This window comes from Candidatus Poriferisocius sp. (genome assembly GCF_965214065.1).
Taxonomy (GTDB): domain Bacteria; phylum Actinomycetota; class Acidimicrobiia; order Acidimicrobiales; family Bin134; genus Poriferisocius.
The window spans coordinates 200944-216462 of sequence record NZ_CBDCAT010000026.1 but is presented as its reverse complement, the minus strand read 5'-3'; the positions used below and the strand labels follow the sequence as shown (position 1 = coordinate 216462).

Here is a 15519-nt window from a genome sequence, read left to right as displayed (position 1 = left end):
GTCAGCGCAACTGTTGGGCGGTGGGCACCAGGGGTGCGGGCAAGAGGGTATCGCCGGTCAGGTACTGATCCACGGCCGCGGCACAGGCCCGGCCTTCGGCGATGGCCCACACGATCAGGCTCTGGCCGCGGCCTATGTCGCCCGCCACGAACACGCCCGGCACGGTGCTCATCCAGTTGTCGTCGCGGGCCACGTTTCCCCGGGCGGTGATCTCTACTCCCAGGTCGTCGAGCAGGCCGCCGGTTTCGGGGCCGGTGAACCCAAGAGCCAATAGCACCAGATCCGTTTTGAACTCTCGCTTGGTACCCTCGATCGGGTCGAACCTCATGCGTCCGCCATCGAAGGACTGCTGCACGTCAATCGTGTGCAGTGCCTCCACCTTGCCACCCGATCCGGTGAACTCCACGGTGTTGATGGCGTAAACCTGGGTGCCGCCCTCCTCATGGGCTGATGACGACCGGTGCATGAGCGGCCAGGTCGGCCACGGGGTGGAGTCGTCCCGCTGGTCGGGCGGACGGGGCAAGATCTCGAACTGGTGGATGGAGGCCGCTCCGTGGCGGTGGGCGGTGCCCAGGCAGTCGGCACCGGTGTCGCCCCCGCCGATGATGATCACGTGCTTGCCGGCGGCCGAGAACGGGTGTTCGTCCAGGTCGCCCTGCTGAACTCGATTGGCCGGGGGCAGGTACTCCATGGCCTGATAGACGCCCTCCAGCTCCCGACCGGGAATGGGCAGGTCTCGCCACTGGGTGGCCCCGCCGGCCAGCACCACCGCGTCGTATTTTCCGGTGAGTTCAGCCGCGCTCATGTCGAAACCGACATTCACCCCCGTCTTGAACACCGTGCCCTCGGCCTCCATCTGGGCCAGTCTGAGGTCGAGGTGGCGCTTTTCCATCTTGAACTCGGGGATGCCGTAGCGCAGCAACCCTCCGATGCGGTCGGCCCGCTCGTACACCACCACGTCGTGGCCCGCCCGGGTGAGCTGCTGGGCAGCGGCCAACCCAGCTGGCCCCGACCCCACCACGGCCACCGATTGGCCGGTGCGGTCGTCGCACACCACTGGGGTGATCCACCCCTCCTCCCAGGCCCGGTCCACGATCTCCACCTCGACCTGCTTGATGGTCACCGGGTCCTCGTTGATGCCTAGCACGCAGGCCGCCTCACACGGCGCGGGGCACAGCCGCCCGGTGAACTCGGGGAAGTTGTTGGTGGCGTGCAGCCGCTCAATGGCCTCCCGCCAGTGGTCCCGGTAGACGAGGTCGTTCCAGTCGGGGATCAGGTTGCCCAGCGGGCATCCGTTGTTGCAGAAGGGGATGCCGCAGTCCATGCAGCGGGACGCTTGGGTGCGCACCGACTCGGCATCGAAGTCGTTGTAGACCTCGTGCCAGTCCTTGATCCTCACTGGCACGGGACGGCGCACCGGCGTCTCCCGCCCATGCTTCATGAACCCTCGGATATCACCCATGTGCGGCCGCCATGATGGCTGCTTCGGCGTCGGTCCCGGTCCGCTCGGCCTCGGCCACCGCACTCAGCACCCGCTTGTAGTCCTTGGGCATCACCTTCACGAACCGGTCGGCCTCGGTGGCCCAGTTGGCCAAGATCCGCTCAGCCACCGTGGAGTCGGTGTTCACCATGTGCTGGCTGATTCGGTCCCGCAACCACTCCCGATCGTTTTGGTCCAACGCCTCGATGTCCACCATCTCCGTGTTGACCTTGGGGGGGAACACGCCCTCTGGGTCGTGCACATAGGCGACGCCGCCCGACATTCCCGCGCCGAAGTTCCGCCCGGTGGGGCCGAGCACCACGGCCCGACCGCCGGTCATGTATTCGCAGCCGTGGTCGCCCACGCCCTCCACCACCGCCACGGCCCCCGAGTTGCGGACACAGAAGCGCTCCCCCACCAGCCCACGCAGGTACAACTCGCCGCTGGTGGCGCCATAGCCGATCACGTTGCCGGCGATCACGTTCTCCTCGGCCGCGAACTGGGCCTGGGGGAAGGTGGTGACGATAATGCGCCCGCCCGACAGGCCCTTGCCCACGTAGTCGTTGGCGTCGCCGGTCAGCTTCATGGTGATGCCCCGGGGCAAAAACGCCCCGAAGCTGTTGCCGGCCGACCCGGTGAAGTTGATGCGGATTGTGTCGTCGGGCAGCCCGTCGGCCCCCCACTTGGTGGTCACGTTGAAGCCGAGCATGGTGCCCACCGTGCGGTTCACGTTGCCGATGGGGAGATCCATCTCCACCGGGAGGCCGTCTTCCAAGGCGGACTCGGCCATCAAGATGAGCTGCTGGTCGAGGGCGCGGTCGAGGCCGTGGTCCTGGGGTTGCGTGCAGTGCCGGTCATCCCCAGGATCAATGTCTGGGGCGTACAAGATGGGGGACAAATCGAGCCCCGACGCCTTCCAGTGGTCCACCGCATCGCTCACGTCGAGGCATTCCACCTGCCCGACGGCCTCGGCCAGGGTGCGGAAGCCGAGCATGGCCAACATCTCGCGGACCTCTTCGGCGATGTACTCCATGAAATTGATGACGAACTCGGGTTCCCCGGTGAACTTCTTGCGCAGCTCGGGATCTTGGGTGGCCACCCCCACCGGGCAGGTGTCCAGGTGGCATACCCGCATCATCACGCATCCCATTACCACCAGCGGCGCAGTGGCGAATCCGAACTCTTCGGCCCCCAACAACGCGGCGACCATCACATCTCTGCCCGTCTTGAGTTGGCCGTCGGTTTGCACCACGATGCGGTCCCGCAGCCGGTTCAACAGCAGCGTTTGCTGGGTCTCGGCCAAGCCCAGCTCCCACGGGGTGCCGGCGTGCTTGATGGACGTCAGCGGAGAGGCCCCGGTGCCGCCGTCGTGGCCCGAGATGAGCACCACGTCGGCGTGGGCCTTGGACACCCCGGCGGCCACCGTGCCCACCCCCAGCTCCGAAACCAGCTTCACGTGGATGCGGGCAGTGGGGTTGGCGTTCTTCAGGTCGTGGATGAGCTGGGCAAGATCCTCGATGGAGTAGATGTCGTGGTGGGGCGGCGGGGAGATCAACCCCACACCGGGGGTGGAATAACGGACCTCGGCGATCCACGGCCACACTTTGTGGCCCGGAAGCTGGCCGCCCTCGCCCGGCTTGGCCCCCTGGGCCATCTTGATCTGAATGTCGTCACTGTTCACCAGGTATTCACTGGTCACCCCGAACCGCCCTGAGGCGGCCTGCTTGATGGCCGACCGGCGAAGGTCGCCGTTGGGGTCGGGCACATAGCGGCGGGGATCCTCGCCGCCCTCGCCGGTGTTCGACTTGCCGCCGATGCGGTTCATGGCAATGGCCAGGGTCTCATGGGCCTCGGCCGAGATCGACCCGTATGACATGGCCCCGGTGGAGAACCGGGTGACGATGCTGGAAATCGGCTCCACCTCATCGATGGGAATCGGCTCTCGCACACCGGTGCGGAACCGGAACAGCCCCCGTAGGGTGGCCAGGCGCTCTGACTGGGCGTCCACCTTCTCGGTGTACTCCTTGAATATGTCGTAGCGGCGCTCGCGGGTGGCGTGCTGGAGCTTGAACACCGTCTCGGGGTTGAACAGGTGATACTCCCCCTCCCGTCGCCACTGGTACTCCCCTCCCCCTTCGAGGGTGCGGTGGGCCCGCTCGTCGGGGTTCTCGGGGAAGGCGATGCGGTGCCGCAGCCTGACCTCCTCGGCCAGTTGAGGGAAGCCGATGCCGCCGAGGCGGCTGACCGTGCCGGAGAAGCATTCACCGATGATGGGGTGGCCCAGGCCAATGGCCTCGAAGATCTGCGCCCCCACGTACGACTTCACCGTGGAGATGCCCATCTTGGACATGACCTTGAGCACACCCTTGTCGCAGGCCTTGATGTAGTTGTAGTGAGCCAGTTCCTTGTCGTCGTCGGGCGAGAATCCGCACAACCCCTCGTCGATCATCTGGTCGATGGTCTCGAATGCCAGATACGGGTTGATAGCCGTGGCCCCGTAGGCCTGAAGCAGGCAGATGTGGTGTACCTCGCGGGCGTCGCCGGTCTCGACCACCAACCCCACCCGGGTGCGGGTCTTCTCCCTGATGAGATGGTGGTGCGCCGCCGCGGTGGCCAGCAGCGACGGGATCGGCGCTGAGTCGGCGCTGGCTCCCCGATCTGACAGCACGATGATGTTCTTGCCCGATTCGATGGCCCGGCTGACCTGCTCGCGGATGCGCTGGATGGCGATGCGCAGCCCCGGCCCGCCGTCATCCACAGCGTACAGGCACGGCACCAGCTCGGTGTGCCAGTGCTCGTGGCCGCCGGGGCCGTCTACTTCAACCAGATTGGCCAGCTGTTGATTTGTAATCACCGGGTGGGGGGTGAAGATCTGGCGGCACGACTCGGGCCGGGGATCGAGCAGGTTGCCCTCGGGGCCTAACCAGCCGCAAGTGGCGGTGATGATCTCCTCCCGGATGGCGTCCAGTGGAGGGTTGGTGACCTGGGCGAAAAGCTGTTGGAAGTAGTCGTACAGCAGCCGCGACCGGTTGGACAGCACCGCCACCGGGGTGTCGGTGCCCATCGAGCCCAGGGCCTCCTTGCCGTCCCTGGCCATGGGGGCCAACAAGAGCTTCAGCTCCTCGTGGGTGTAGCCGAACATCTGCTGGCGCACCAGCAGGGGCGTCTCGTCGGGCTCGGGGAGGGGGCGCTCCGCCAGATCGTCTAGATCCACCTGGTTGTCGGCCAGCCACTGGCTGTAAGGATGGGCTGAGGCCAGCTTCTGCTTGATCTCGGTATCGCGCACGATGCGGCCCTCGGAGGTGTCGATCAAGAACATGCGACCGGGCTGCAAGCGGCCTTTCTCCACGATGGCCGCCGGGTCGACCTCCATAACCCCTACCTCGGAGGCCATGATCACCAAGTCGTCGTCGGTCACCCAGTAGCGGGAAGGGCGCAGGCCATTGCGGTCGAGCACTGCCCCGATGAGGGTGCCGTCGCTGAACACGATGTCGGCCGGGCCGTCCCACGGCTCCATCAAAGAGGCGTAGTAGCGGTAGAAGGCCCGCAGCTCCGGCGACATCGACTCGTGGTTCTCCCACGGCTCGGGGATCATCATGAGCACCGCCTGGGGCAGCGAGTAGCCGCCCATGAACAGCAGCTCCAGCACCTGGTCGAAGCTGGCGGTGTCGCTCACCCCCTCGGGACACACCGGGAACAGCCGCTCCAGGTCGCCGGGCAGATGGGGCGAGCTCAACAGGGCCTCGCGGGTCCGCATCCAGTTGCGGTTTCCCTGCACGGTGTTGATCTCGCCGTTGTGGGAGATGAACCGGTAGGGATGGGCCAGCGACCACGACGGGAAAGTATTGGTGGAGAACCGGGAGTGGATCATGGCCAGGGCGCTGGTCACCCGGGTGTCGCTCAGATCGGAGTAGAACTCGCCGAGCTGCGGGGTGGTGAGCATCCCCTTGTAGACGATGGTCCGGTTGGACAGGCTAGCGAAGTAGCCATAGGTCAGCTTGCGGGCCTTGGACCCCAGCGCACCGGCATCGGCCTGGTCGTCGGTCTCGTAGGTGACCTCGTTCCGGATCCGGGTGCGAACGATATAGGCCCGCCGCATCAGCGCATCGGCGTCCAGTCCATCGCCGGAGTAGAACGGCTGCCAGAACGACGGCATGGTGGCCAGTGCCCCCGCCCCCAGCTCATCAGGATTGGTGGGCACCTCCCGCCATCCCAGCGAGGTCAGCCCTTCCTCAGTGGCGATTTGGTCCATGGCTGCCCGGGCGTGAGCCGCGGCCTCGGGAGTGTCGGGAAGGAAGCCGATGCCGGTTGCATATGCTCCCGCCTCCGGCAGGTCGAAGTCGCAGACCTGGCGGTAGAATTCGTCGGGCACCTGGATCAACAGGCCCGCCCCATCACCCGTATTGACTTCTGCCCCCAGCGCCCCCCGGTGCTGGAGGCTGCACAGTGCGCCGTAGCCGACCGACACGATCTCGTGGCGCGGCCGGCCCTTCAGGTCCACCAAGAACCCGACCCCGCATCCATCATGCTCGTTTCGGGGGTCGTAGAGGCCCTGAGGGTGTGGCAGTTCGGCGGTCTGCGGCGGCCAGTTCCTCATTGCGTCCTTTCCAGCGTGTTTGCCATGCGCGCTAAGACAGCATTGGCCAGCGGCAGGGTGGCAATTTTACCGCCGTAACCCGGTTCCCTTCCAAGTCTGTTGCGCGCCACGGGGGGTGGAGGTGCATGATTGCAGGGTGGATTCGCCTGTTGTAGATGGGGCAGGAGTGGCTGAAGACGCTCGCAACTGGGGTGTCGAGGGGCTTCTCGCTTTCATCGACGCCTGTCCGACACCGTTTCATGTGGTGGAGCGGGCTGCTGCCCTGTTGCGAGCTGCGGGGTTCACCCAGATGGACGAGACCGCCGACTGGCCCGACGCTTCCGGGAGCAGTTTTGTCTGCCGAGATGGCAGCCTGGTGGCCTGGCGGCATAGCACCAGCGAAAAGGGCTTCCGAATCATCGGCGCCCACACCGACAGCCCCAATCTGCGCATCACCCCCCAGCCCGACACCGGCCAGGTCGGCTACCGCCAACTCGGGGTCGAGATGTACGGCGGCGTGCTCCTCAACAGCTGGCTCGATCGTGACCTGGGGGTGGCCGGCCGGGTGGCAACCCCATCAGGCACCAGGCTTTTCCGCATCGACCAGGCGGTGCTGCGAGTGCCGCAACTGGCCATCCACCTCGACCGGGAGGTGAACCAGAAGGGCCTGCTGCTCAACCCTCAGACCCATCTGACGCCGGTGTGGGGGCTGGGGCTGCGTTCTCCCGGCGAATTCGCCGACGTGGTCGCCGAAGCCGCTGGTATCAGATCCGAAGAGGTACTGGCCTGGGATGCCATGCTCCACGACCTCACTCCTTCCACGGTCGGCGGTATCGATGGCGAGTTCATCTTCGCCCCCCGGATCGACAATCAGGTGTCGTGCTGGGCTGGGCTCCAGGCCCTGATCGATGCCCCTGCCGACGCGGTTCCCAGTGCGGTGCTGTGCCTGTTCGACCACGAGGAGGTGGGCAGTGTGTCGGCCCAGGGAGCCACATCGCCGCTGCTGACCACGGTGTTGGAGCGGATCACAGGCAGCCGCGACGCGCTGCACCCCGCGCTGGCCCGGTCGCTGTGCCTGTCGGCCGACGGCGCTCACGCCACCCACCCCAACTATCCCGAGCGCCATGAGCCCGAACACCTCATCGCTATGGGCGACGGGCCGGTGATCAAACGCAACGCCAACCTGCGCTATGCCACCGACGCGGTGGGCGAGGCCGCTTTCGCCGCCGCCTGCAAGAAGGCCGGCGTGAACCACCAGGTTTATGCCCACCGCAGCGATATGCCCTGCGGCTCTACCATTGGGCCCTTCGCCGCCGCCGCCACCGGGGTGACCACCGTTGATGCCGGTGTCGCCCAGCTCTCCATGCACTCAGCCCGCGAGATGTGCGGTGCTCAAGATCCGATTGACTTTGCGCAGGCCCTCGGCGCGTTCCTGAGCGCCGCGACCTGACCCTGGCTCAAGTTGTCTTCACCCTGGCTCTCAGCGTCGTAGCTTTACTCGAGAAACCCGTCGGGCCCGCTCATAGGCCGACACCAACACCAAGAAGATGGCAAAGAACTCCAGGCGGCCGATGAGCATGAGCGCTATCACAACCCCTCGGGCCGGACGGGTGAACACCAGGAAATTGGAGGTCGGCCCAGCTTCGCCCAGAGCCGGTCCCATGTTGCTCAACGCGCTGATGGCCGTAGACGAGGAGGTGATCAGGTCCTGGCCCAGCGCGGCCAGCACCATAGTGGCCGCCAGCGCGGACAACGCGTAGAGGGCCACCAGCCCCGCCACCCGCTGAAGCACCGGCTCGGACACTGCCTTTTGACCCAGCTTGACCTTGGCCACTACCTGAGGGTGCTTCACCCGCAACAGCCCCACCCGCATGTACTTTGCCATCACCTGGGCTCGCAGCACCTTCAGCCCTCCGGCGGTGCTCCCCGTCATGCCCCCCATCACCATCAAAGGCAGCAAAAGGGCTTGAGCACCCGGCGCCCAAGCCGCGAAATCACCCCCCGGATTGGCGTCGGAGGCGTTGCCGAAACCACTGCTGGTGCTCAGAGCGACCGCGGCGAAGATCCCATTGCGGAAGCTGTTGGACAAATCGGTCAGGTCGTTCACCCAATTGAGCAGTGACGTAGAGATCGTTGCCACCGCGATCACTACGATATAAGTGCGGAACTCCGAAGACCGCCCATAAGCCTGAGGATTGCCTGACACGGCCCGCCAGTGAAGGGTGAAGCTCACTCCGCACGCCAGCATCCCGGCGATGACCACGGCCTCCACCGCTGTGCTGTCGAAGTGGCCGACGGAGCTGTCATATGGCGAGAAGCCCCCGGTGCCGGCGATGGTGAAGGCGTGGGCCACCGCGTCGTACAGGCTGAGTTTGGCGATCATCAGGGCTGCTGCCACCGCCAATGTGATGCCGCCGTAAAGCCCCCACAGCCGCCGGGCAGTAGAGCTCACGCGGGGGGCCAGGCGGTCCGAGGTAGGCCCAGGAGCCTCCGCGGTGATAAGGCTCAGCCCGCCGACGCCCAAGAACGGCAGAATGGTCACCGCCAGCACAACCATGCCCATGCCGCCGTACCACTGCATGATCTGGCGCCACATGAGCACGCCCCGGCCCGTCCCCTCGATGGGACTCAGCACCGTGGAGCCCGTGGCAGTTATGCCCGACACCGCCTCGAAAAGGGCGTTGTCGAAGCTGCCCAGCTCGCCGGAGAACCACAGCGGCAAAGCGGCAAAAAATGACGAGCCGATCCATGTCCATGCCACCGCCGCGAACACCGAGGCCGGAGGCATGTCCTGGTCGAGACGAGTGAAGGCCGCCAACAGCATTCCCGCGGCCAGCGTCACCAGCGCCCCCAAGCCCAGGGCCACCTCGTTGTGCGATGTCGACGACCCCCACTCCACCACGGTGGCGAAGAGCATCCCCGGCACCAGGAATAACAGGCCTAGTCCCACCACGAACCCCACCCGGCTGGTGACGGTCCAAGGCCGATCCGCTAGCAGGTGGTGTACAGCCCACTTCGCAGCCGCCTTCACTCGCCGGGCTCCCGACAGCACCGCAGTCATCGCTGGGCCTTCATTGCCTCAGCCTCATCCGCTGGACCTCGCCGATACCCCAGCCCACCACCACCACAACCGGGTAGATCGACAGCCGGCCGAGGAACATCAGAGCGATCAGCACCGCCCGGGCCGGGGCAGCCAACACTGTGGCATCGGCGAACCCCGACAGCTCGCCCAGCCCGAGCCCGGTAGTGGCCAGCGCTGATATCGCCCCTGACACCGCGGTCAGAAGGTCGCCGCCTAGCGAGGCGACGCCAAACACCCCCAACAAGGTGGCCAGCACCCACAGAATCTGGAAGTTGTGGACCCGGGTGAGCGATGCCTCCGAAGCCGCCGCTCCCGATACCTTGACCTGTACCACCGCCCGGGGATGGAGCTGCAAGACCAATTCCCGCCGCACGATGCCCAAGAGCTGGATTACCCGGAGCACCCGGAACCCGCCCCCCGCCGAGCCTGCCATCGAACCCACTCCAATCAGCAGCAGCAACAGTGTCTGGGGTGCCGCCACCCAATGGCCCCAATCGGTGACCCGAAAGCCCGTGGTGCTGATGGCCGAAGTGACGGTGAAAAACGACTGTCGAATGGTGTCGGCTCCCCCGCCGGTATCCTGCCAGGTCCAGGCGGACATCAGGACCGCCGAAACCAGTATGAGACCGACATACAGCTTCACCTCTGTGGATCGCCACAGCGCTTGCAATTGCCCCCGGACAATCCACACCAACGCGGCCACTGACATGCCGGCCAGCCCCATCGCCCAAGCCCCCACCCACTCGATGGCTGCCGAGTCGAAATGGGCGAACGAGTCCCGATAGTTAGCAAACCCTCCGGTTGAGGCGGTGGTCAACCCGAAGGTGACGGCGTCGAACGGACTCATGCCCGCCGCGGCGTAGGCCACGATTACCACCGCGGTGAACCCCACATAGGCCAGCACCACCCGGCGAGCGGTGTGGGACCATGTGCTAGCCAGCACCGCCCGCCTGCCCCGCCCCTCTGCCACCTCGCTCAACCGCCGCTGGCCTCCGAATGTGGGCACCACCACCAAGGCGAACACCAAAGCACCCGCTCCCCCAAACCACTGAGTTGCGGCCCGCCATGAGAGAAGCCACTTCGGAAGAGCCTCGGGGTCGAGCACCGTCAGCGATGTGGTGGTGAGCCCGGCCATGGACTCGAAGAGGGCATCGTCCACCCGGCTCACCTCTCCAGAGGCCAAATAGACGATGGCTGATGCCACTACCGAGGTGGCGGCCGTGGCCACCACTGTGGTCAAAACCCTGACTGCGGAGCGATGCCAGGGGAAGCGAACCCGCGACGGGTCGCTCATCTGGGGCTCACCCGAAGAAGCGCTTCACTTCGTCCACCGTGTCGGGACGGGCAAAAACTACAATGTGGTCGCGGCTTCGCAGCTCGCTGCGGCCCCGGCCGATTTGAGGTTTGCCGTCGCGCACGTACGCGCCGACGAGCACGTCTTTGGGCAGGCCCAGCTTGTTTACCGCTGCGCCATCGGCCGGGGAGCCCTGCTTCACCTCGGCCTCGATGACCTCAAAGTCGCCTGACAGGTAGGTGGCCACCTGGGCCACGCCGCCCCGCACGTAGCTCAGCACGCCGTTGGCGCTGGCTGTACGGGGCGACAGGGCCACATCGATGCCCACATCCCGCAGTAGCATGCGCAGCGCCAGGTTGTGGAGCACGGCGATGGTCTCGCTGGCTCCCAGCGACTTGGCGTAGAGGCAGGCCAGGATGTTGGCGTCGTCCTTGCCGGTTAGGGCGATCACCGCGTCGAAGTTGCCGACGTCCTCGGATTCCAACAACTCGGCGTCGGTGATGTCGCCGTGGATCACCAGCACCCCATCGAGGTCTTCGCTGAGCTTCTGAGCCCGCTCCAGGTCGCGCTCGATGAGCACCACCTCGGCGTGGCGCTCGGCCAAGCGCTGCCCGACGATCTCGGCCGTCCGGCCCCCACCCAAGAGCATTACCCGACGGTGGGCACCAGGGGCCAGGCCCAAAAGCGGCAACAAGGTTCCCCGGGCCCGCCGTTTGCACACCACCCGCAAGAGGTCACCGGGCTCCAGAGTGGTGTCAGCTCGGGGGATTCGGGTCTTGCCCGCTCGGGTGAGCACCGCCACCAGAAAATCCCAGTCGGGCTCGTACTCTTCAGCTATGTCGGCCAGCCGGCGATTGGCCCACGGTGCGTCGGTCGTGAGCTTGGCCCCCACCACCACGACTTCGCCTTCGGCCATCACGGTCACGTCGGTGGCTCCCGGGTACGACAGGAGGTCCATAATCTCGTGGGCGGTCTCCTCATCGGGATCGATGATCGTGTCGGCCTGCATCGCCCCCCGCAGCTCGAGGGCGTCCTTCTCCCTCAGATTGCGGGATTGTATGCGGGCAATTGTGCGCTCGACCCCTTGCTGTTTGGCCAAGAGGCAGGCCACCAGATTCACCTCGTCGCTGGCGGTGACCGCCACCAGCAGATCGGCTTTGCGGATGCCCGCCTCCCTGAGGATGTGGGGATGGGAGCCGCTTCCCTCCACGGCCAGCACGTCAAGCTCTTCAGCCAGGTGGTGCAGCTTCTTGGCGTCGAGTTCCACTACCGACACCGTGTTTCCCTCCTCGCTCAGGATCTGAGCCACGTAGGAACCCACTTCGCCAGCGCCCACTACCACTATGCGCACGGTTTTATCCTTGCCCAAATTCGGGGAAAGGGCGAGTACTCCCGACGGTAACGGCTTCGCCAACCATCAGGCTCGGGACCGGCGGGACAGGCTGGAGCTGAACACCCGCACCCGCTGTTCGGTGACTACCGCGTCCATGGTCACGTCCCCCGGATGGGCAGGTACACCGTCAACCAGCTGCAATTCGTAGGCCAGCCCCACAACCAGCGGTTTAGCCGGCCGGGGGCCGTTCAGCAGAAAAGCCAGCGCCCGGTCGTAGTACCCCTGGCCCCGGCCAGCCCGATGGCCGGCAGCGTCGAATACCACCAACGGAGCCAGCACCACATCCAGCTGTTGGGCCGACACCATCTCTTGGGGATCGACATCGGGCTCGGGGATCCCGAAGCGATTGGGCACCATGGCGGTATCTGGGCCGGCAGGGGCGAACTGCATGGGGGCGGGGTCATGCAACACCGGGTAGTACACGTCTATGCCCCGGAGTCGACATGCGGTCACCAGCGGTGCGGGGTCGAGTTCGCCATCGTCGGCGATCGTGGCCGAAACCCGCTTCGCCCCGTCTAGCCACCCGAGGGATGTCACCGCGTTGCACACCGCTCGCGCCGCGCCCTCCGGATCAGGGAATAATCGCCGGGCCTGCCGGGCTTCGGTCCGCAACCGGTTGAGGCTGACCACTGTTCCAGATTATCCCGAATTACCCGAAAATGGACATCCCAAATGGCAACCTTGGCAGGTCGCATTTTCGCTGGCTAACTTCGCCTAGTTATCTCAAACAGGGGGTCAACGTGGACGCCGTACCGTATCTTGCCGGATTGAGCGCGATCCTTGCGCTCGCACTCGCTTTCTTGTTCTACCGGATCGTGAAGTCCGCCCCTCCGGGCAACGACCGGATGGTCTATCTCATGAACGAGATCCAGGCCGGAGCCCGGGCCTTCCTCAAGCAGGAGTACACCTGGGTAGCCGGGTTCGTGGTGATCATGGCCATCCTCATTCCGGTGCTCACCGGAGTGGAGCTCACCTTTATCAGCTACATCCTGGGCGCGGTGCTCTCGGCCGGCGCAGGGTACGTGGGTATGACAGTGGCCACCATGGCCAACGCCCGCACCACCCAGGCGGCCACCGAGGGGCCGGCCAAGGCTCTGCCCCTGGCCTTTCGGGGTGGGGCGGTCATGGGCTTTTCCGTGGCCGGATTGAGCCTTTTGGGCCTGGCCTTCACCTACCTGCTGTTCGTGGAGTGGCTCAGTGTGGACGACCCGTTTGAGATCTTCACCGCCTTCGGACTGGGCGCCAGCTCCATCGCCCTTTTCTCCCGCGTGGGTGGCGGTATCTACACCAAGGCTGCTGACGTGGGCGCTGACCTGGTGGGCAAGGTCGAGGCCGGCATACCCGAGGACGACCCCCGCAACCCCGCCACCATCGCCGACAATGTGGGCGACAACGTGGGCGACGTGGCCGGCATGGGCGCCGACCTGTTCGAGAGCTACAGCGGATCGATCATCGCCCCTATCGCACTTACTGCATTCTCTTTCGCGGTGGCCGGAGGTGAGGCCACCGGCAGCGACATCGGCCTGGCCCAGCTCATGTTCCCGCTGGCCGTGGCGTTTGTGGGAATGCTGGCTGCCATCGTGGGCTCGTTCGCAGTTCGGGGCAGTGCCCGCGCCGACGTGAAAAGCCTGTCACGCCAGCTCCACATGGGCACCAACGTGGCCATGGGACTCACTGTGGTCGGCACCATCTTGATCGGACTGTGGTTCTTTTCCGGCGATGACTTTGAGAATTGGTGGGGACTGCCCATTTCGGTGATCGGCGGCCTCGCGGTGGGCTGGGCCATCGGCAAGGTGGCCGAGATCTGGACCAGCGATCACTACTCACCAGTCAAGAAGATCGCCCAGCAATCCGAGACCGGCCCGGCCACCACAGTGCTGGCGGGCATCAGTGCAGGCATGGTGTCGGTGGCCGCTTCGGTGATTCTGATTGGCGCTGGCGTGCTGGTGGCATATTGGGGTGGTCAGCAGACACTGCTCGGCGACGATACGGCCAACGGTATCTACGGCATTGCAGTAGCCGCCATCGGCATGCTGGCCACCACCGGTGTGGTTGTGTCAGTGGACGCCTACGGGCCCATCGCCGATAACGCCGGGGGCATTGCCGAAATGGCCGAGCTCGACCCCAAGGTGCGGGAGGTGACCGACGCCCTCGACTCGCTGGGCAACACCACCGCGGCCATTGCCAAGGGATTCGCGGTGGGTTCGGCCGCGCTGACCGCTCTGGCCCTGTTCAAGACCTTCGAGGTGGCCCTCCGACTGGAGGACCCCGACTTTTCACTCTCCCTGAATGTGGGGGAAGTAGACGTTTTCATCGGCCTGTTCCTGGGCGCCATGCTGCCATTCTTGTTTGCGGCCTTGACCATCGATGCGGTGGGCCGGGCGGCCAACAAGATGATCGAGGAGGTGCGCCGCCAATTCCGAGAGATACCTGGTCTGCGGGAGGGCGCTGAAGGGGTCAACCCCGACTCATCTCGGTGTGTGGCCATCTCCACTCAGGCATCGCTGCGGGAGATGCTGGTGCCCGGTGCCTTGGCCGTGGCCGTTCCCCTAGTGCTCGGTTTCATCGATGTGGACACCCTGGGCGGCTTCTTGGCCGGTGCCCTGGTGACCGGATTCGCTCTGGCCATCTTCATGGCCAACGCCGGCGGTGCCTGGGACAACGCCAAGAAATATATCGAGGCCGGTGCCCATGGTGGCAAGGGCTCCGAACCCCACAAGGCAGCCGTGGTGGGCGACACCGTAGGTGACCCGTTCAAAGACACCTCCGGACCGTCGATGAACATCCTCATCAAGGTCATGACCATCGTGTCTCTGGTGTTCGCCTCGGCGTTCGTCTGATCGTTCCGCCCGTCGGCAACCGTGGCAACATGAGCCAATGCCGATAGCCAAAGTCCGCGACCTCAACCTGTACTTCGAGCTGCACGGTTCGGGGCCACCCCTATTGAACATCAGTGGTAGCGGCGGAGACCTCCGCATGACCGCTCCCGACCAGAATTCGCTCAACGGGGCCTTCACCGTGGCCCACTTCGACCAGCGAGGCCTGGGCCAGACTTCTACCCCACCGCTGCCGTGGACCATGGCCGACTACGCCGCCGACGCGGTGGCGTTCCTGGACTTTCTAGGCTGGGACTCGGTGCCGGTGGTGGGCACCAGCTTCGGCGGGATGGTGGGCATGAATATGGCCGTTCTCCATCCGGGTCGCATCAGCAAGCTGGTGCTCAACTGCACCTCACCAGGTGGTCCCGAGTACAGCTCGTGGCCCCTGCACACCCTGGCCGACCTCGACCCCGACGAGCGGGGCGAGGTGGCCCTAGAGATCATGGACACCCGCTATCAAAGGGGAGGTCCGCTGCCCCCCGGCGTAGAAGTGTTCGTGACCGCGGCCCGCCCCGACGGCCCAGCCCTTCCGCTCAACACTTCCGGCGCTCTCGGCCAGCTCGAAGCCCGCCGGGGCCACGACGTGGTTGACCGTCTGGGCGATATTGACGTTCCCAGCCTGGTGTGCGCTGGCATCCACGACGGCATCGCCCCCATGCGCAACAGCGAACTCCTGCGCGACCGCATCCCCAACGCCCGACTGGCCACCTTCGACGGCGGCCACATCTTCATGCTGCAAGACCCCACCGCCTACCCCACCATCTTGGAGTTCCTCGCCGAAAGCTGAGTTTTGCCCCACCCCCTACGCTTGCGGG

The 15519-nt window shown here is 65.6% G+C and carries 9 protein-coding genes; 3 read left to right on the top strand and 6 right to left on the bottom strand.

Translation table 11 applies throughout. The features are described from left to right. Position 1: 1 nt before the first annotated feature. Both ACOOGG_RS05230 and gltB read right to left on the bottom strand, forming a co-directional pair. Complete coding sequence (locus ACOOGG_RS05230; protein WP_420432998.1) at positions 2 to 1462, bottom strand: glutamate synthase subunit beta; 1461 nt, start codon at positions 1460 to 1462, stop codon at positions 2 to 4. After that, positions 1455 to 6047, bottom strand: coding sequence for a glutamate synthase large subunit (gene gltB / locus ACOOGG_RS05225; RefSeq protein ID WP_420433386.1), 4593 nt, complete (start codon positions 6045 to 6047; stop codon positions 1455 to 1457). The genes ACOOGG_RS05230 and gltB overlap by 8 nt, the downstream gene beginning before the upstream one ends. A gap of 166 nt (positions 6048 to 6213) precedes the next feature. Here gltB and ACOOGG_RS05220 point away from each other — a divergent pair, with 166 nt between their 5' ends. Beyond that, positions 6214 to 7506: a M18 family aminopeptidase gene (locus ACOOGG_RS05220; protein ID WP_420432996.1), complete on the top strand. Its 1293-nt coding sequence runs from the start codon at positions 6214 to 6216 to the stop codon at positions 7504 to 7506. 30 nt (positions 7507 to 7536) lie between these two features. Here the strand turns inward: ACOOGG_RS05220 and ACOOGG_RS05215 are convergent, their stop codons facing one another. The 4 genes from ACOOGG_RS05215 to ACOOGG_RS05200 all read right to left on the bottom strand — a co-directional run bounded on the left by ACOOGG_RS05215 (position 7537) and on the right by ACOOGG_RS05200 (position 12455). After that, complete coding sequence (locus ACOOGG_RS05215) at positions 7537 to 9117, bottom strand: TrkH family potassium uptake protein (protein WP_420432994.1); 1581 nt, start codon at positions 9115 to 9117, stop codon at positions 7537 to 7539. A gap of 10 nt (positions 9118 to 9127) precedes the next feature. Further along, positions 9128 to 10432 carry a TrkH family potassium uptake protein gene (locus tag ACOOGG_RS05210; protein WP_420432992.1) on the bottom strand — a complete coding sequence of 435 codons (1305 nt, stop codon included), beginning with the start codon at positions 10430 to 10432 and terminating at the stop codon, positions 9128 to 9130. 7 nt (positions 10433 to 10439) lie between these two features. Continuing rightward, positions 10440 to 11783, bottom strand: a complete 1344-nt coding sequence (gene trkA / locus ACOOGG_RS05205) for a Trk system potassium transporter TrkA (RefSeq protein ID WP_420432990.1) — start codon at positions 11781 to 11783, stop codon at positions 10440 to 10442. A gap of 66 nt (positions 11784 to 11849) precedes the next feature. Continuing rightward, positions 11850 to 12455 carry a 5-formyltetrahydrofolate cyclo-ligase gene (locus ACOOGG_RS05200; protein ID WP_420432988.1) on the bottom strand — a complete coding sequence of 202 codons (606 nt, stop codon included), beginning with the start codon at positions 12453 to 12455 and terminating at the stop codon, positions 11850 to 11852. Between the two features lie 110 nt (positions 12456 to 12565). Here ACOOGG_RS05200 and ACOOGG_RS05195 point away from each other — a divergent pair, with 110 nt between their 5' ends. Further along, the gene (locus ACOOGG_RS05195) at positions 12566 to 14665 is read left to right on the top strand and encodes a sodium-translocating pyrophosphatase (protein ID WP_420432986.1); all 2100 of its coding nucleotides are present in this window, start codon (positions 12566 to 12568) and stop codon (positions 14663 to 14665) included. Positions 14666 to 14702: 37 nt separating this feature from the next. After that, positions 14703 to 15491, top strand: a complete 789-nt coding sequence (locus ACOOGG_RS05190) for an alpha/beta fold hydrolase (protein ID WP_420432984.1) — start codon at positions 14703 to 14705, stop codon at positions 15489 to 15491. The last annotated feature ends 28 nt before the right edge of the window (positions 15492 to 15519 follow it).

Coding starts and splice junctions, on each gene's coding strand:
- ACOOGG_RS05190 (WP_420432984.1), top strand. CDS start 14,703: ATGCCGATAGCCAAAGTCCGCGACCTCAACCTGTACTTCGAGCTGCAC.
- ACOOGG_RS05210 (WP_420432992.1), bottom strand. CDS start 10,432: ATGAGCGACCCGTCGCGGGTTCGCTTCCCCTGGCATCGCTCCGCAGTC.
- ACOOGG_RS05215 (WP_420432994.1), bottom strand. CDS start 9,117: ATGACTGCGGTGCTGTCGGGAGCCCGGCGAGTGAAGGCGGCTGCGAAG.
- ACOOGG_RS05230 (WP_420432998.1), bottom strand. CDS start 1,462: ATGGGTGATATCCGAGGGTTCATGAAGCATGGGCGGGAGACGCCGGTG.